Source organism: Shewanella submarina, assembly GCF_042646185.1.
GTDB classification, from domain to species: domain Bacteria; phylum Pseudomonadota; class Gammaproteobacteria; order Enterobacterales; family Shewanellaceae; genus Shewanella; species Shewanella corallii.
This window is the reverse complement of record NZ_JBHRTD010000018.1, coordinates 633,917-650,723: the sequence shown is the minus strand read 5'-3', so window position 1 is coordinate 650,723 and position 16,807 is coordinate 633,917. Positions and strand designations below refer to the sequence as shown.

The following is a 16,807-nucleotide window of genomic DNA, read 5'->3' as shown; positions in this document are numbered from 1 at the left end:
TTTCCTTACATTGCTGAAATTGCGAGCAACCTGGCATCACTGTATCCTGCGCTGCTGAAACAACAATTAAAACCCTACGGATAATGCAATGATAAAGCTAACAAAAGCGTCTTTACTCGGCGCCACATTGCTGCTCAGCCCAGTAGCATTGGCCAATGACGAGTATCAGCCAAAGTCGTCATACGAAGCCCCTGTGTCAACAGATCATCAGGTCAAAATCAACGGCGATAAGGTCAGATACCAGGCCATTGCAGGTGAAACCCTGCTGAAAGACACCAAAGAGAAAGATTGGGCAGGTATCTATTCTGTCAGTTATCTGCGCACCGATGTGAAAAACAGCGAAAACCGTCCCGTGACCTTTGTGTTCAACGGTGGCCCGGGCAGCGCCTCTGTCTGGCTGCATCTGGGCATCTATGGTCCAAAGCGCGTGGTGGTTCCGGGCGATGCCAAAGATGATGGTTCAGCTCCCTTCACCCTGATCGACAACGAATACTCGCTGCTGGATGTATCCGATCTGGTGTTTATCGACCCTGTAGGTACAGGTTACAGCCGTCCTATGGGCGAATATGAAGGCAAAGACTTCTGGGGCGTCAATGAAGATGCCAAAGTGCTGGCTGAGTTCATCCGGGTGTGGCTGAATGACAATGGACGCTGGAACAGCCCCAAATATCTGGCAGGTGAAAGCTATGGTACCGCTCGAGCAGCGGCGCTGGTCAACCAACTGCAGGGCGGCTGGACTGACATTGCTGTCAACGGCGTGATGTTGATCTCCTCCATTCTCGACTTCAGCCACGCCAGATACCAACCCGGTAATCACCAGCCTTATATCGGCTTTTTACCCACCATGGCAGCAACTGCCTTTTACCACGGTAAAGTCAGTGCATCAGACAAAGCCAGGGGACTGGAGCAATTTGTTGAAGCGGCACGCCAGTTTGCCCTTAATGACTATGCACTGGCCCTGCTGGCAGGCAATCGCTTGAGCGATGCAAAATATGCGGAAGTACGCCGCGAGCTGGCACGCTTTACCGGTCTTGATGAAGCTTATCTGGACAGGGTCAATCTGAGAGTCAGTGGCCCACGCTTCTCCAAGCAGCTGCTGAGGGACCAGGATATGACTGTTGGTCGTCTTGACTCCAGATACAAGGGGGTGGACTACGACAGTGGCGGTGAGTACTCAGACGGAGATCCATCCGGCTATGGTATTGATGCTGCCTACACTGCAGCCATCAACCACTACCTGAGAAGTGAACTGGGTGTCACCACATCCCGCCGCTTTAATGTGCTGTCAGGCGATGTCTACAGCAACTGGAACTGGGATATGGGCAGAGGCCAGCCAAAGTATGTTAATGTCGCGCCTTACCTTGGCAAAGCCCAGCGTGAAAACAAAGACTTCCGCATCTATATCGCCAATGGTTACTATGATCTGGCCACTCCTTTTTTCGCCACAGAGAACACCATTGCCGACAATGGCATAGATGCAGACAGGGTTGAAATGCACTATTACCCTTCGGGGCACATGATGTATGTCGAGCCTGAGTCTCTGGCAAAACAGGCGGACGATCTACGCCGTTTTTATCAAACATCAGAGGACTGATCCTTGGAACTGACAGCCTGGCTGAGCCTGCTTTCTATCTGTATCCTGGGTGCAATGTCGCCCGGCCCCAGTCTGGCAATAGTGATCCGCCACACTTTGGGTGGCGGCCCGCTAAAGGGCATAGTGTGCGCCTGGGCCCACGCTTTGGGGATAGGGATTTACGCCCTTATCACCCTTCTGGGACTGGCGGTGCTGCTTAAGCAGGCACCTCTGCTGTTTAATGGTATTGCATTGGCAGGGGCAGCTTATCTTGCCTGGCTGGGCTGGCAGGCGCTGAACGCCAAAGGCGGAGTGCAGGACAAGCTTGATTCCGGCACGCAAGCCAGTTGGCTGACTGCTGCCCGTGACGGTTTGGCTATCTCCCTGTTTAATCCCAAGATCCTGCTGTTCTTTCTGGCGCTGTTCAGCCAGTTTGTGAAAGCCGCGGACACTGTCACTGGTCAGACGTTGATCGTGCTGACGCCACTACTGATGGACGGCCTTTGGTACACCCTGGTGGCCTTGATGCTCTCCCATCCCAGAGTGCTGCCGAAACTCAGAGCCAATGCCCAATTGATTGATAGATTGTCGGGAATCGTACTGATACTGTTGGCCTGCAGAGTTGTCTATACCACGCTGTGGAGTTAACGCTCACAGGCACATAAAAAACGCCATCAATTGATGGCGTTTTTTTTGTTACTTTGCAGTGATTAGCCTTTGAAGATCTGCACAGAGTCGTCCTGGGCAGCTTCTTCAGTTTGAGTCACTGGCGGATTGGCAATATGGTCATCCAGGTTGTCGCTCAACATCTCTTTGAACTCACTGGCAAACCACTCCAGCGCATTGTCTTTTTCAGCGGCCAGATCCGCAGACTTTATCGCGGCTTCAAAGGCGTTGAAACGGGCGGCGGCAAAACGCAGCGCAGTACCTACCTTACCAACATCCTGCTCTTCCTGTGCCAGTTCATTGGCCAGTGCGATAAATTGGTCAGCCAGTTGGTACAGGCTCTTGCCGTTTGCTTGCTCAGACATCTGCGGATAACTCCTCTAACATTCAATTGCCCGCATCATACCTCAATTTACGTCCATGTTAACCCGCAAAAGCAGTGAGCGTGATATAGTCGGCGGCAATTCCCACCGATAGTGCCAGCAATGAAAAACAACGTGTCAGAAGAAACCCGCAACGAAGCTATGCGTGTTGCCAAAGCTACCCAGAAACCGGGACAGACCAAAGAGCAAACCAAGCTGATTGCACAGGGAATTGAGAAAGGGATAGCGGAATATAAGAAGCAGCAGAAGGTCAAAACCAGAGAAAGGGATAAAGCCAGGAAACAGCAACAGAAAGCCAAAACCTCTGCGGCTAACGAGGTCCAACAGCCAACAGACTACTCCGCCCCTGGGCGCGCCTGGCTGCCCTGGGCCTTGCTGGCATTGAGCTGGCTTGGATTTATCTCACTCTATGTGATGACGCACTAACCCAAGCTAATTGGATTCAGGATGAAGCCAATAGCGATGCCATATATGGAAGCCTTTGTGCTATCCAATCTGACTGGATAGGTCCCCAGTCATCAATCTGATAATAGCCGGCGTTATTTCTGACGCCGCTTTGCACAAAACTCACCTCAATGCCGACATCACCAAATGCCGCAATGGCATCCTGTAATGTGCGTCTGGGCATACCCGTGACCTTTTGCAAAGACAACAAATTGTGTTGTTCGCGCCCAATCAGATAGGCTAAATACAGTTTCCGTAGAAACGCCTTATGCTGCTTGCTGACATTTTCCATTCCATATGCCTTTTATTCGTCCCGATAAATCAATATGTTTACATTTGTAAACAAGCCATGGTGTGTCACCTATGGCCATTGTTATAGTGATGCTCTATGAGCAACTTTTAGTCAGGGATACATCATGAGCTGCCGCTACGCGCAAAGCCGTAGACAACTTCCTCCCAGTCAGTGGACGCCACTTGATCGCCAACCTCTGACATTTGTCGGCGATGCTTATGTCACCATGGTCTCCTGGGTTTCAAGTTTAGGTGTGCTACTGGTATTCAGCATCGTTTCCGTGCTGCTTTACCTTCGTGCAACCATCACCTCGCCCCAGTTAATCATGCTGATAAGCCTGATGTTTTTTATAGGCGCCTTATTCATCATAGTGATACATCTGCAAGCAAAACAACTCCAATATGCCGTTTTTCCGTATGAATTTATGATCCGTAAAGGACTTTTCTGGCGCTCAACCATCGCTATGCCTTACACCAGGCTGCAACATGTCAGCCTCGAACAAAATCCAGTGGAACGCAAATTCAAACTATTCACATTAAAGTGTTTCAGTGCCGGCAGTGGCAGTGCCGAAATTGAGCTGCCAGGGCTCAGTACTCAGGTTGCAGAGCAACTCAGGCAGCATTTACTTAAACTGGCTTCTGCAGGACACGAGCCTGATGAGTGAACTCAAGTCCTGGTCCCGACTCTCCCCCTGGGCAATCATCAACTATGTATTTAAAAGTGCCATCGAACTGCTGAGTAATGGCTTCGCAGTCATCCCCTTTGTGGTCACGGGCTGGAAAGCTGGATTCGACTCCCCCTGGATCCCCGTTGCCATAGCCGCTGGGTTACTCTTGATTCTGGGTTATGCCTTAATCCAGTGGCTCAAGTTTCGCTACCGCTTGTCCGATGACAAATTAAATGTCCGTTCCGGAGCCCTGTTTACCAAACGTCAGGAGCTACCACTGGACAAGATCCAAAATGTACGTCTTGAACAGCCCTTTTACTATCGTCCTTTCGGGCTGTGTACTCTGGTGGTCGAATCTGCCGGTTCCAAGAAAGATGAGGTCGAGTTAGCGGCCATTGCCAGAGAACAAGCTCAGCAGATGAAGCAACATTTACTCAGGCTGGGTAAAGGTGACAGCCAGGAGATAAGTATCTCGACCGACCTGAGCCTGGACAAAGGTCACGAAGGAGAATTGCTGGTCATCAGGGATGCCAAAGCCCTTTGTTTATTTGGGCTTTATAGCAATAACCTGATTTGGGCGGCCGCAATTTTAGGCCCATTATCCGGTACCCTGGAATGGAGCGTCTGGGTGGATATGGTGCAACACAACGCCCTGATAGAAGGCTTTAATCACCAAGGCTTGATACTGCAGATTTTGCTGGCCACTGTGCTTTTGTTGGTACTGGCGGTGCTGATAACCGGAATTAATGTGCTGGCGACTATACTCAAGTACTACCCCTTTCGTCTTACGAGAACAGCATCAACCATGCAACGCTCCGGCGGAGTCATTTCCCACCAGCAAGACGGCTTGCCGATACGCAGAGTACAGATATTAGAGGCATCACAACCCTTCATCGCCCGGTTGTTGGGACTCTGGACAGTGATATTCAGACAGGTTCAGGGCCAGGAGGTCGAAAAAGTTGTCGACAAATCCCTGCTGACTCCCTCGCTGAAGCCCTTTGAAGTGAATCAGCTTATTAGCCGGACTTTTCCTTTTTCAGACGCTGACAATAAACTGCCTTCCCGATATTTACCCATCCACAGTGACTGGCTTTGGCGACGCCTGCCATTGCCTTTTATTATTCCCTTACTCAACTCTTTCAGTTTGGGTGCCAATCCATTCACACTGACCCTTTGGTTGGGGGCAACCCTGGCATCAGTGGTGATCTGGCTCAGGTACCGAAAGTGGGGATACCGCCTGGGCAAAGAGGTGGTGTGGCAACATACAGGAGTGATAGGCCGCAACTGGAAGCGTATTCCCCTGGGTAAAGTGCAGCATGTCTGTATCCGCCAGACGCCGGGCCAGAGACGTAAACATCTTGCGAATTTGCAACTCGGGCTGGCCAGTGGCACAGTAAGTCTGCCCTCAATCCCTTTGCGCCATGCGCGTTTGATCGCAGAGAAGGTGCTTAAGCACACGCGAACTGACCACAGCAATTGGATTTAGAGCAGCAATTCAACCCTGAGTAAGGCTTAACAGCCAGCCGAGGAGCCAGCTATGTCAATGAGTCCTGAAAGTGTGCTGACGTTTTGGTTTGAAGAGATAGAGCAGAAATCCTGGTGGGTGAAAGATCCGGCATTTGATCAACTGGTCGCTGAAAGATTTGGCTGCATCATTGAGCCAGCCAAAAAAGGGGAACTCTATCACTGGCGTTCCACCCCAAAAGGCAGGCTGGCTGAAATTATCGTGCTGGATCAGTTTTCCCGGAATGTCTACCGTGACTCCCCCATGGCATTTGAAGCCGATACCATGGCGCTGGCGCTGGCCCAGGAAGCTGTGTCGCACCATGCAGAAGAGGAACTTTCTCAGGCGCAGATTCAGTTCCTTTACATGCCCTATATGCACAGTGAGTCCAGAGTCATTCATGAAGTAGCAGTGACCCTGTTCAGCAGAGACGCGGTAAACGACAATCTGCCCTTCGAACTGAGGCACAAAGAGATTATCGACAGGTTTGGACGTTACCCCCACAGAAATAAGATTCTGGGCCGTAAGTCCACACCTGAAGAGGTGGAGTTTCTCAAACAGCCCGGCTCATCTTTCTAAGGCTTGCAGGTCAGATTAATCCATATTGGCCGGGCATTCAGCTGGCAAGGTGTCATCAAAGTCCACTAATCGACGTAACTGAATAACCTCATCATAGTCAGCGGCAAATCCGTCGCTGGCTTTGCCGACCGCCTCCCCCACAAACTCGATGTAAACTGCAGGATAAGGCTCACCTCTGGCAAGCCGGAGTTCATGCACACGGTTCTTTAGCCTATCGAAACCGACATCCGTCTGGGCCAGGCTCAGCCAGTAATATTGATCGGGTGAGTTACAAGGGGCGAATTCGCTCACTTCGACGCCACTGGTGTAAATACCACGCCACACCGTCGGCGTCGCCGGATGAGTTTGATATTGACCTTCAGCAGCCTTCGGGTCTGTCACTATGGGCTGAATACAATTATCAACAACACAGCCCAGCAAACTAAAGGATATCAAAACGACTAACGCCCCTCGGCCTAAAAACATAGCGCTTCCCTGCATGATTATCCTACTGCGCAAAAGCCAGCATATAAGCTCTGACTCTGGCTACCATGGCAATCTTTTCGGCTTCATCCACAAAACTCGCCTCGATGGCATTCAGAGTAAACTGCGCCAGCTCATCTTTGGTCAGCGGCAGCGCATCGGCAATGGCATTGAAGTTGTCTGTCATATAGCCACCGAAATAAGCCGGGTCATCAGAGTTTACGGTCACGCAAAGACCCCGGCGCAGCAACTGGCCGATGTTGTGCTCCTGCATCTGCGCAAACACCTTGAGCTTGGTGTTAGACAATGGACACACGGTCAACGGCATGCGAGTTTGCGCCAGTTCATCCATCAGGCTTTCATCCTTTGCACAGGCTACACCATGGTCGACCCGACTGACTTTGAGCAAAGACAGAGTATCGCGGATATTCTGGGGTGTGCCCTCTTCGCCGGCATGAGCCACAGTCAAAAAACCCTCTTCCAGTGCTTTGGCAAATACCTGCTCAAACTTCTGAGGTGGATGCCCCAACTCAGATGAATCCAGTCCAACCCCGACTATCTTGTCTTTGTGCGGCAGAGCCATCTTCAACGTGGCAAATGCAGCCTCTTCAGAAAGGTGACGCAGGAAGCACATGATTAACTGACTGCTGATCCCCAACTCCTGCTCACCCTTAACCAGAGCCCCGTGAATCCCATTAATGACAGTCTCAAACGAAACCCCTCTGTCGGTGTGAGTTTGCGGGTCGAAGAAGATCTCCGTGTGCATCACATTGTCATCCTGACAGCGCAGCAGGTAAGCCCAGGTCAGGTCGAAAAAGTCCTGTTCATGCAGCAGCACATTGGCCCCCTGATAATAGATATCCAGAAATGACTGCAGATTATGGAACTGGTACGCATTACGCACAGCTTCAGGGGAGTCAAAAGGGATCTGTACCTGATTGCGCTGTGCGAGCTCAAACATAAGCTCAGGCTCAAGGGTGCCTTCAATGTGGAGGTGGAGTTCTACCTTGGGTAAACCGGCGATAAAGTCTTGCATAGATTCTCTCAATATCGTTTTACGTTAGAAGAAAGATATGAGGTGAAGCTCTGGTACCAAATAGATTGAAAATACAAAGAGCGGGCAGTTCACCTCACTCTTCGTAATCTGGAGTTTATGGTTCCAGGTAGAGACCCCCGTACCGGATTAACGGGGTTATACGAAGTAAGCTGCCAAGAGTTATCTCCATAGGCAAGCTTTGCGCGAATTTTTCCATAAAGCGTTTTAATGGGCAACCATGACTTTTACCGAATTGAAAATGCCGATGGCTTAGCCATCGGCATTGATATCCAACTCACATCGAATCAGGGGTTAATCGGTACTACGTAGGGAAAGGTCTGAGGGTGGCGGTCAAATGTATTGGCGTTGTCAGTAATCTCCCTTCCCACCAAAATACTCAAGACCGCATCCATCGCATCATCGGCAGGGTTTCTGCCATTGATTGACTCAAAACTGTATTTCGCTTTTGAGCCGACCTGATAAGGGATCATGTCAGGCAACATCATTTTGGCCACCTTATCTGCGTACGCAACAGGCAACGCCATTTTTCCATCCAGAACCACTGCTCTTAAGGTCACTCCTGAGACGGCATATTCCCGGGAAGCATCTGAGTCAGGACGATGATGAACATGCTCGGCAATTTCCATCTTATTGTTTGCCATAAACATATGCGTCATCAGGGGATTAGCCAATCGGTTAACCTGAACCCAGGTATCTTTTAAATACATGGCACTGGAAGCATAGGTGTATATCTTGCCAGACAAGATGCTGTTGGGTACTTCAATCAGAATCACACTACTCTGAAAGTCTTTAAACAGATCGACCCCCTTATCAAACGCAGAAAGATCAAATTGCCCATGGCCCAGCAGCTTACCCATAAATCCGAGAATCCCTTCAGAGTTGCCCACAAATGTATCCCGGGCAGCGCCAGTCCAAACCTTGATGCCATTGCCAAAGACTTTGGTTGTTCCAACCTTGGCCTTACCGAAAGTGTTACCTTTGACACCAATAGCTGCATTGGCGCCTTCAGCCATCCCAAAGCTCCACTCATCTCCCTGCAGCGAAGCCGTTATTGTGATTCCCTCCAACCCGGCAGCTTTATCAAATGCGATATGAAAACTGTATACCCCGTTTTCACCAAACCCAGGCTTGCCATCTCTGGCAGTGGCAGGATTCACATTCATCATAAAACTGGTGTAATTGGGTTGCTCCGAATCAAATACAAACAGGTCAGTGATATCAAATTGAGGGTATTGACGGGACAAATCACTTTCGAAGTGATGGCTGGCCAGAGAAGGGGCCACAACGGCCAGGCACACAAGGAGTGCACTGACGGCTTTGACACCAAAACCATTAAGCAATCTCTGCATATTAGCGGTCATAGTTTCCTCCTGTTTATGCAAGCCTTACTTGCCGCTCAAATCAACAGAAATCAAAGTCGGATAGCCCTGGGTGTAGATCCAATCCTTGTCCTTTACCGGTACATGGCATCCCAGACAATCCTGCTTATAGTTAGCGGACTGATTGCCCTGAACACCTGGCTTAAACAGGGCCCATCCCCAACCTTCTCCCCAACTTGGGCTGTCGGCAAAGCGGTTTTTGCTGTCTTTCACCATCACAAACCACTGCTTTACGTCTGTGGTGCTGTAACTCACATCTTTACCCGTGGTGAAGTCACCACTTGCCGCCGGACGAAGCTCTTTTACCACTACTGTGCCATCGGGGAAGGTACCGGACTGACGATATGCTTCGACACCTTTGCGGTCGGCATAAACATCATGAAAGCCAGAAGCATCACCTTCAGGCACAAACCAGGAACCCAGATGCACCATATCCATCCGGAAGTTTTCCGGCATGCTGATCTCTCCCTTGCCGTCGACCACTGGCGACAATTCGCCGGCCATTACAGGAGTTGCTGCCAACAAAGCCACTAATGCAATTGTTCTCATCATTTGCCTCCCTTGGGCTCTACATAGCTGTTATTCAGTTTGTCGTCATAACCACCGCTGGCCGCTTTGCCCTTACCTTTACCGGCTCTCAGTACCGGATAGTATTGGGTAAACACAAAGTCATCAGCCGCCGCTGATTCATGACAGGCATTGCAAGCTGCCGCCGGGAATGGTTTGGCTGTCTTGCTCAAATTCTTGTGGGTCGCATCAGAGAAGGAGTAGTAAGCCCAGTTGCCCGGTTCGTTGGGGAAATGTTTCTTGCTCTTGATGGTGGCTTCCAACCCGAGGAACTCACCCTGGAAATACCCCTGACCGCTGACCGCATTTTTGCTGCCCACACTCACCAGTTCTTTGATAAGAATGGTGCCATCTCTGAACTCGCCGGTTTTTTTCCAGTGCTTCCAGCTCTTGGGGTCAATGTACACATTGTGGTGCTCGGGAAATGCCGCCTTGCCATTGTTCATATCATTGGGTGTCACCGGCGTACCGACATATACCCACTCGCGGTAACCGGTCGGCCGCTCGAGCTCACCATTCTTGATACTGTAGTATTCATCGGCCAATACTCCGCCGCTGAACCCCAGGCCAAGCAGCAAGCCTCCCAGCTTTAACGCACGATAAGTTGTATTCATCACTCTTCCTCGATATTGTTTTTACATTGCGTTAACAACTATAAACAGTGTGGATATTCAACTTGACCTCCGAAGCGCGCATAAAACACTCCGAAACAATCAATCCTCAACAAAACAGCCTGGATGTTATGGGGGATATGTTTGATGTCCTGAAACTCAGAGGCAGTATATTTTTCCATTCCAGTCTCGCCGCCCCATGGGGAATGAGTTTGCCTGCGATTAAAGCTCCCAGGTTCCATATCTCCATGGAGGGGAACTTCGTGGTGGGGAGTGGCGAGCAGGTGCGTGATGTCAGTGAGATGAATATTGCTCTGCTGCCCCAAGGCGGGCAGCACTGGATTGCCGATATGGAAGGCAGAGAGTTGGCAGAAAGTGAAGCAGTCATAGATGCCTGTAAACTACATGCACCTTTATTCCAACATGGTGAAGTCACCAACAGGGTGATTTGCGGAATGGTGGAGTACGAAGAGCTACTGAGTCACCCCATGTTGGAAGCTATGCCGGAGATTTTGGTCGCCCATGATATTTCCCATGATGAGCCTCTGTGGCAAACCGTGTGCCTGATAGATTCAGAGATCCGCGCAACTGGCAATCTTCGCAGCCCTATCATAGACAGGCTTTCTGAAATCCTGTTTATCCTGCTTGCGCATCGTTGTATGAAAAGGGACCCTTCACCTTCAGGCTTTGTGGCGGCGCTACGAAACCCCAGGCTGAGTCAGGTGCTGGCCCATATTCACAGAGACGCTGCCGCTCCCTGGACCCTCTCCTCTCTTGCCGCCACTGCCAATATGTCTGCCGCCACCCTGGTCAGGCATTTTAATACTGAACTGGGGATGTCTCCTATTCAGTATGTCACTCAATGGCGACTGAATAAGGCTTTCCAGCTTATTCAACATTCACGCTTACCCTTGGATTTGGTGGCTGACAAAGTGGGTTTTGCCACAGGAAAAAGCCTGAGCCGCGCTTTTATTCGTCAGTTTGGCTTTCCCCCGGGAGACCTGCGCAAGCCCAAACCTGAGCAAACAGGAGTCAAAGATGTCTGAATTTGAAATAAACGCCTGGCTGCACAAGGTGCCCGCTCCTCAACTGACAACAGTAAACAGCCTCAGACACAGAATTTTGCAACTGGGCGATGATATCAGGGAGGAGTTCAAGTGGGGACGCCCCTGCTATTCCAACAGCAAAGGTCTGTTCTGCTATCTTGATTCAGCCCAAAATCACGCCACTCTGGGATTTGAGCTGGGAGCTGGCTTGTCTGACCCTGAAGGGCTGCTTGAAGGCGATGGCAAATTGATGCGGCATATTAAATTCAGTGGCTCACTCAGCCACGACTCACTGCCAGTCGTGGCTTTGCTTGAGCAGGCTTACCATGCTGGCTGATTGAGCCGCTTGGCACAGAGTTATTCCACAGACTTGTCGTAATTTGCTTCACCAACGACAACCACCTCTCCGGTTTCCGGATCAAGGTAAGCGCCAATGGGAGCCTCTTCGCCAGGTTCGGAATTTTTTTTATCGACTATGACAAAATCATAGCAAACTCTTCCTTCTCCATATCCCCCAACTCGCTTGCCTTTGCCCGCAACCTTTCCCTTATCCCGTGATGCCAGAACTTCATCGGCAACAGTCCGTAAAGGCGCTTCATCGGAACTGCCGAACAGGCCTGAATTGCTGTAACAAACCATAATATTGGGATGATCTTCTTTATGTGGAGGAGGCACCTGATACTGCCTGCCATCATTGGCGTTATAGATGCCTTTGTTACCATCAAATATCAGGGCGTAATCCGTCTGTGCCTGGATGGTCTTTACTGTATTAACCACCTTGAATGCCTCCATGGAGCCACACCCGGATAGCAATGAAGCGGAAAGGGATAAAGCAACGAGAAGACAAATATTCGAAATAGAATAGACTTTCATAAAGCGCTCCAGCCGCCCTTATGGGCGGCAATTGAATCTACTGGCTGTGGTTGTCAGCTGCGGGCTGCAGCTTTCAGCAAAGTTGGAATTACATCCAAGAAGGTGATGGCAACCGTTCGAGTGGCCTGGGTTTGCTCCTGGGCACCATTCATATGGATAACAACTCCAGTCGCTGGCTCACCGACAGTGACCTGACCATGGATACCGACAAAGGCGATAAACGTATGACCATCGTGGTTGAAGACACGAAGCTGATCCTGATACCAGGCATTGGGCGCCAATTGGGATTCAGGCCCAAGTTTCCAGGCCGCTTTTGCCTCTTGGGTTCCAGCCAACAGGTTATCAATAAAGGCTTTGGGGACAACCTGCTCACCGGCACGGTTCTTTCCACCATTAATAACGACATCCATCATGCGAGCCACATCTCTTGGGGTGGCGTTCAGACCACCAGAGCCCACGGCTTCACCTTTGGCGTTGGCCATCAATTTGGCATCCTGTTCAAAGCCCACTTTTTTCCACAGTCTTGCCTCCAGTTCCTCGGCTAATGGTCTACCTGTTACCCGGGACACAATCAGGCCCAGCATCTCGGTATTAATACACTGATAGTCATAGGCTTCGCCGGTAGCCACATCGGAGCGGGCATTTAAAAGACTGGCAAAGTCCAGCACTGACTCAAGCTCTGGGTGAGTGGTATTAACACCATTCCAATCTTGCACTATGGTCATCCGCTCATCCCAGCTCTTGTCTGGTTCAGCCTCGATCTTAATACCTGATCTCATATCAGCCACCTGTTGCACAGTCGCATTGGCGAAAGCAGGCGAAGATTTCAACTCTGGTAAGTAAGTGGTGATAGGCGCATTCATATCAACTTTGCCCTCGGCCACCAGAGTTGCCAATGTCATGGAGGTAAATGACTTGGTTACTGACATTTGCAAATGGGTGCTGCTTTGGGACAGTCCGTTGAAGTAGTACTCATCAACCAATTTGCCATCTTTAAGGATCACCAGAGCCTCCTGGTTCAATCGGTCACGAATGATGACATCCATAGGATGAACACCATCTACATCCAATGCCGCCAGCTTGGTCAGGTCGAGCCCTGATGCTTCCCCCAGATGATGAACATATTCACCTTTCTCCAACACATAGTGGTGGGTAAATCGCCAGGCATGTTGCATGGTTAGTTTGGCATTCTTGCCGCTATCCCAGTTTTGCTGAGTAACGCCAACAGCCTCTGCCTGAGCCAGAAAGGCCTTGTCAGGTCCGTGAAAAGAAGATGCCTGTGCACCAACGCAAACCAGCCCCAGCATGACCGCAATAATTGATTTTTTCATAAACGCCTCTCTGAAAAGTGTTCTTCCTGATTGATTCAGGTACAGATTAGAGGGGCGGAAATTACTAAGGCAGTAGAAGAGTCTTAGTGATTGTTGGTAATAGAGAAAAACCAAAAGGGTCCAATGGACCCTTTTGCAATGGGAATGTACTGATTACTTAACGATAAGCACTGGACATTCAGCTTTTTGAGCCACCTTTTCGGCGACATTATCGTGCCAGAAGTGAGATAAACCTGTGCGCCCGTGGCTGGCCATCACAATCATCCCTATATCGCCCTGCCCCGCCTCTTTAACTATCTGTTCGGCAATATTGTTCTCTTCACAGCGGCGAACCAGAGTTTCCACTTTCAGGTCGGTGTTCAGGCCAGCCAGCAATTTCTGCATCTCCTGGGCAGCTGCCGCCTCCATACTCTGCATCAGTTCTTCCGGCGTAATCACCAACACCTGGAAATTTTCATCGCCGGAGAGCTGTTCAACAACATGCAGAACCCTGAGTCCAACATTATAAAGATTTGCCATTTCAACAGCATAGGAAAGGGCATGGGAAGCAGTCTCAGAAAAATCAGTAGGCCATAAAATATTGCGGGTACGCATAATTAACTCTCCTGTTTGTAGCCCTGACAGTCAACCGGGGAGCCTGAGGGCGGAAGTTTTCCAGCTTATCCCTACCTGTAATACCCGGGCTTCCCAACCCGAGGTTAGCACAGCCTATTGCGCGAATTATGAACTAATCCTTCAGCCAGACTATCGCATCAAATTGAGTTACAAAGAACTTTACGTCGGCGGGCGTAAACCAGTCTGCAATCTTTGTCAGCCACTCCTGAGTGGTAGAGTTACCCACCACGGCGATCTTTTCAAAGTGCTTACCATGTTTGATACCCAGCTTGAGATCATCCCACATGGCTCTGGCTTCCCAGCCTTCCAACTCGGTCACATCACATACAGCGTATATATCCGGGTCCTCCACTCCAGCGATAGCCGACTCCAGCATGGGCACCATACGTTGGTAATCTTCATGGGTTAACTTCCCCACCGCCTTGAAGGTCAGAAAAAAATCATCATCACCGATTCGCTCAATGCCCACAGAAATACCATGGCGCTTGATACTCATATTCCCTCCTCAATGGCATTGTCTTAACTGGCAACTTCCCGCCCTGATGACTTCTGGCCAGGAATTTACCTTTCGGTTTCAGTGTAAGTCTGACACCAGAATGCAGACGTGACACAGATCACGCAAGCGCAAAATTTGCACTGAAGCATCAGCTCACGTAGGATTAGACCGACTAATCAGTCGGTTTAAGTATCACAGGGAGAAACGCAATGAATATGGCCATCAATGAGCAACATATGAGTGATCTGGACAAGCTCCTTACGAGTCAGCGTCAGGCTTACCAAAGTCAACCCTATGCTGATACTGCAACCCGTATTGAGTGGCTGAAGAAATTGAAGCAGGCTTTGCTGTCCCACCAGGCGGAAATCACAGAAGCCCTTAGCCATGATTATGGTCACCGCAGTGCAGATGACACCATGCTGTCTGACATTATGCCGGTCATCAACAATATCAATTACAGCATTAAAAACCTGAAGCGTTGGATGAAACCCAGCCGTCGTCACGCAGGTCTGATGCTGGCTCCAGCCAGCGTAAAAGTGCATTACCAACCATTGGGGGTTGTAGGCATTATTGTTCCCTGGAATTTCCCCGTCATGTTGTCTCTTGGTCCATTGACCACTGCTCTGGCTGCGGGTAACAGAGCCATGCTTAAGATGTCCGAGTTCACTCCGGCTACCAATGCCGCGGTGCGCAAGATGCTGGCTTCAGTGTTCCCGGAGGAGCAGGTTGCCATCGTCGAAGGTGAAGCCGATATAGCCGCAGCTTTTTCTGCCCTGCCTTTTGACCATTTACTGTTTACCGGCTCCACGCTTGTTGGCCGACATGTTATGCGTGCCGCAGCAGATAATCTGACACCAGTCACGCTGGAACTGGGAGGCAAATCACCTGTGATTATTGCTCCCGATATCCCTATGTCGGATGCGGTTGAGCGTATGATTTACGGGAAGTGTCTGAATGCCGGTCAAATCTGTGTAGCTCCCGACTATGTACTCTGCCCGAATGATCGCATTGATGAGTTCGTCGCCGCCTACCAACAGAAATTTATGTATATGTACGGCGAAGTGGCCAATAACCCGGACTACGGCAATGTGGTCAATGACCGCCAGTACCAAAGACTGCTGGAGCTACTGGATGATGCCAAAGCCAAAGGTGCCACAGTTCACAGTGCTTCAGGCGAAGCGGTCAACCCGGATAGTCGCAAACTGGCTACTCAGGTGCTGACAGGTGTCACTCAGGATATGCGTCTGATGCAGGAAGAGATATTCGGCCCACTGCTGCCAGTAATTGGCTATCAAAATCTCGAACAGGCTATCAGCTTTATCAACGACAGACCCCGCCCTTTGGCCCTGTATCTGATGAGCTTCGATTCAGCCACCCAGCAAACCATACTCAATCAAACCCATTCAGGTGGTGTCTGTATCAATGAAACCGTGTTCCACGTGGCCGCCGACGATGCTCCCTTCGGTGGCATAGGCCCTTCAGGTATGGGGCACTATCATGGCAAAGAAGGTTTCCTGCAGTTCAGCCATGCCAGAACTGTGCTGGCCCGGGGTAAGTTGAATACCGGGAAATTGGTCCACCCTCCCTATGGCAATTGGCTGCAAAGGATACTGGTTAACTTCTTCGTGCGTTGAGGAGGTAAAATGCGAACAGATAAGAAACAGGCAATTCTTGATGCGGCCTTAGCCCTGTTTACCGAGCAGGGCTACCATGCCACATCCACAGCATCCATCGCCAAAGCGGCAGGGGTAGCAACCGGTACTCTGTTTCATCACTTTGCCAGCAAGGATGCTTTGCTTGCTGAGCTCTTCCTGACGGTAAAGCAGGAGCTGGCCGTGGAGATGCAGGCAGGGCTCAAGCCTGAATCCGGTTTGCGGCATAACGCCCATCATGTTTGGCAAACCGGGATGCAATGGGCACTCAATAATCCACAGAAACAACTTTTCTTCCAGCAGTTTTGTATGTCTCCGGCGTTATCACCTGAGATACGCAAGATGGCGATGGAGGAGGTTTTGGGATTTTTGGGAGACCTGTTGCAACAGGGTCAGCAAGCCGGCGAGATAGCAGACTTCCCGGTAGATTTGATGCTGGAGAACTGCCATGGCCAGTTTTTGGCTGCCACCCGCTTTTTTCTGGACAACCCGGCACGCTGGCAACAGCCGCAATATCAGGCTGCTGCCTTCCAGCAGTTTTGGCAGTCAATAGCGCCAATTCACAACTGACGGCATTTCAAAACAAAAAAGCCCGCATCTTAAGCGGGCT

At 50.3% G+C, this 16,807-nt stretch carries 21 protein-coding genes and 1 riboswitch; of the genes, 10 read left to right on the top strand and 11 right to left on the bottom strand.

The window, feature by feature from the left end; all coding sequences use genetic code 11:
• Positions 1-88 precede the first annotated feature (88 nt).
• Positions 89-1,594 carry a S10 family peptidase gene (locus tag ACFOE0_RS19930; RefSeq protein WP_248934324.1) on the top strand — a complete coding sequence of 502 codons (1,506 nt, stop codon included), beginning with the start codon at positions 89-91 and terminating at the stop codon, positions 1,592-1,594.
• Positions 1,595-1,648: 54 nt separating this feature from the next.
• A complete protein-coding gene (locus ACFOE0_RS19925) occupies positions 1,649-2,221 on the top strand; it encodes a LysE family translocator (protein WP_380712798.1) in 573 nt (190 codons plus the stop codon).
• A 62-nt stretch (positions 2,222-2,283) separates the two neighbouring features.
• Here ACFOE0_RS19925 and ACFOE0_RS19920 read toward each other — a convergent pair whose 3' ends face one another.
• A complete protein-coding gene (locus tag ACFOE0_RS19920) occupies positions 2,284-2,604 on the bottom strand; it encodes a DUF3144 domain-containing protein (RefSeq protein WP_248934322.1) in 321 nt (106 codons plus the stop codon).
• A 120-nt stretch (positions 2,605-2,724) separates the two neighbouring features.
• Here ACFOE0_RS19920 and ACFOE0_RS19915 point away from each other — a divergent pair, with 120 nt between their 5' ends.
• Positions 2,725-3,048, top strand: a complete 324-nt coding sequence (locus tag ACFOE0_RS19915; RefSeq protein WP_248934321.1) for a DUF2956 domain-containing protein — start codon at positions 2,725-2,727, stop codon at positions 3,046-3,048.
• 16 nt (positions 3,049-3,064) lie between these two features.
• On the opposite strand, the gene ACFOE0_RS19910 is transcribed toward ACFOE0_RS19915, so the two are convergent.
• Positions 3,065-3,358, bottom strand: a complete 294-nt coding sequence (locus ACFOE0_RS19910) for a winged helix-turn-helix domain-containing protein (RefSeq protein ID WP_115135477.1) — start codon at positions 3,356-3,358, stop codon at positions 3,065-3,067.
• Between the two features lie 124 nt (positions 3,359-3,482).
• On the opposite strand from ACFOE0_RS19910, the gene ACFOE0_RS19905 reads away from it, so the two are divergent.
• Genes ACFOE0_RS19905 through ACFOE0_RS19895 form a run of 3 tightly spaced genes read left to right on the top strand, consistent with a single transcriptional unit; the run spans position 3,483 to position 6,108 of the window.
• On the top strand, positions 3,483-4,022 hold the full coding sequence (locus tag ACFOE0_RS19905) for a PH domain-containing protein (protein ID WP_248934320.1): 540 nt from the start codon (positions 3,483-3,485) through the stop codon (positions 4,020-4,022).
• Positions 4,015-5,511 carry a PH domain-containing protein gene (locus tag ACFOE0_RS19900; RefSeq protein ID WP_248934319.1) on the top strand — a complete coding sequence of 499 codons (1,497 nt, stop codon included), beginning with the start codon at positions 4,015-4,017 and terminating at the stop codon, positions 5,509-5,511. Before ACFOE0_RS19905 ends, ACFOE0_RS19900 begins: the two co-directional genes overlap by 8 nt.
• Positions 5,512-5,568: 57 nt before the next feature.
• Positions 5,569-6,108 (top strand): DUF924 family protein, encoded by a 540-nt coding sequence (locus tag ACFOE0_RS19895; RefSeq protein ID WP_380712796.1) that lies wholly within the window; start codon positions 5,569-5,571, stop codon positions 6,106-6,108.
• 15 nt (positions 6,109-6,123) lie between these two features.
• Here ACFOE0_RS19895 and ACFOE0_RS19890 read toward each other — a convergent pair whose 3' ends face one another.
• The 5 genes from ACFOE0_RS19890 to ACFOE0_RS19870 all read right to left on the bottom strand — a co-directional run bounded on the left by ACFOE0_RS19890 (position 6,124) and on the right by ACFOE0_RS19870 (position 10,187).
• A complete protein-coding gene (locus ACFOE0_RS19890) occupies positions 6,124-6,573 on the bottom strand; it encodes a hypothetical protein (RefSeq protein ID WP_248934317.1) in 450 nt (149 codons plus the stop codon).
• Positions 6,574-6,595: 22 nt separating this feature from the next.
• Complete coding sequence (locus ACFOE0_RS19885) at positions 6,596-7,606, bottom strand: adenosine deaminase (protein WP_248934316.1); 1,011 nt, start codon at positions 7,604-7,606, stop codon at positions 6,596-6,598.
• An 84-nt stretch (positions 7,607-7,690) separates the two neighbouring features.
• Positions 7,691-7,790, bottom strand: a riboswitch (purine riboswitch).
• A 121-nt stretch (positions 7,791-7,911) separates the two neighbouring features.
• The gene (locus ACFOE0_RS19880) at positions 7,912-8,988 is read right to left on the bottom strand and encodes a DUF4331 family protein (RefSeq protein WP_248934315.1); all 1,077 of its coding nucleotides are present in this window, start codon (positions 8,986-8,988) and stop codon (positions 7,912-7,914) included.
• Positions 8,989-9,012: 24 nt separating this feature from the next.
• A complete protein-coding gene (locus ACFOE0_RS19875; protein ID WP_248934314.1) occupies positions 9,013-9,558 on the bottom strand; it encodes a cytochrome P460 family protein in 546 nt (181 codons plus the stop codon).
• A complete protein-coding gene (locus tag ACFOE0_RS19870) occupies positions 9,555-10,187 on the bottom strand; it encodes a cytochrome P460 family protein (protein ID WP_248934313.1) in 633 nt (210 codons plus the stop codon). The genes ACFOE0_RS19875 and ACFOE0_RS19870 overlap by 4 nt, the downstream gene beginning before the upstream one ends.
• Positions 10,188-10,315: 128 nt before the next feature.
• On the opposite strand from ACFOE0_RS19870, the gene ACFOE0_RS19865 reads away from it, so the two are divergent.
• Positions 10,316-11,230 (top strand): AraC family transcriptional regulator, encoded by a 915-nt coding sequence (locus ACFOE0_RS19865; RefSeq protein WP_283106343.1) that lies wholly within the window; start codon positions 10,316-10,318, stop codon positions 11,228-11,230.
• Positions 11,223-11,567, top strand: a complete 345-nt coding sequence (locus ACFOE0_RS19860) for a DUF1801 domain-containing protein (protein WP_248934311.1) — start codon at positions 11,223-11,225, stop codon at positions 11,565-11,567. Before ACFOE0_RS19865 ends, ACFOE0_RS19860 begins: the two co-directional genes overlap by 8 nt.
• A gap of 20 nt (positions 11,568-11,587) precedes the next feature.
• Here ACFOE0_RS19860 and ACFOE0_RS19855 read toward each other — a convergent pair whose 3' ends face one another.
• The 4 genes from ACFOE0_RS19855 to ACFOE0_RS19840 form a co-directional block, all read right to left on the bottom strand.
• Positions 11,588-12,022 (bottom strand): hypothetical protein, encoded by a 435-nt coding sequence (locus ACFOE0_RS19855; protein ID WP_248934310.1) that lies wholly within the window; start codon positions 12,020-12,022, stop codon positions 11,588-11,590.
• Positions 12,023-12,156: 134 nt separating this feature from the next.
• Positions 12,157-13,434 carry a serine hydrolase domain-containing protein gene (locus ACFOE0_RS19850; RefSeq protein ID WP_248934309.1) on the bottom strand — a complete coding sequence of 426 codons (1,278 nt, stop codon included), beginning with the start codon at positions 13,432-13,434 and terminating at the stop codon, positions 12,157-12,159.
• A 153-nt stretch (positions 13,435-13,587) separates the two neighbouring features.
• Positions 13,588-14,028, bottom strand: a complete 441-nt coding sequence (locus tag ACFOE0_RS19845; protein WP_248934308.1) for a universal stress protein — start codon at positions 14,026-14,028, stop codon at positions 13,588-13,590.
• 133 nt (positions 14,029-14,161) lie between these two features.
• Positions 14,162-14,545 carry a SpoIIAA family protein gene (locus ACFOE0_RS19840; RefSeq protein ID WP_248934307.1) on the bottom strand — a complete coding sequence of 128 codons (384 nt, stop codon included), beginning with the start codon at positions 14,543-14,545 and terminating at the stop codon, positions 14,162-14,164.
• 209 nt (positions 14,546-14,754) lie between these two features.
• Between ACFOE0_RS19840 and ACFOE0_RS19835 the strand changes: the two genes are divergently transcribed.
• The gene (locus tag ACFOE0_RS19835; RefSeq protein ID WP_248934306.1) at positions 14,755-16,179 is read left to right on the top strand and encodes a coniferyl aldehyde dehydrogenase; all 1,425 of its coding nucleotides are present in this window, start codon (positions 14,755-14,757) and stop codon (positions 16,177-16,179) included.
• 9 nt (positions 16,180-16,188) lie between these two features.
• Complete coding sequence (locus ACFOE0_RS19830; protein WP_248934305.1) at positions 16,189-16,767, top strand: TetR/AcrR family transcriptional regulator; 579 nt, start codon at positions 16,189-16,191, stop codon at positions 16,765-16,767.
• Positions 16,768-16,807: the final 40 nt, after the last annotated feature.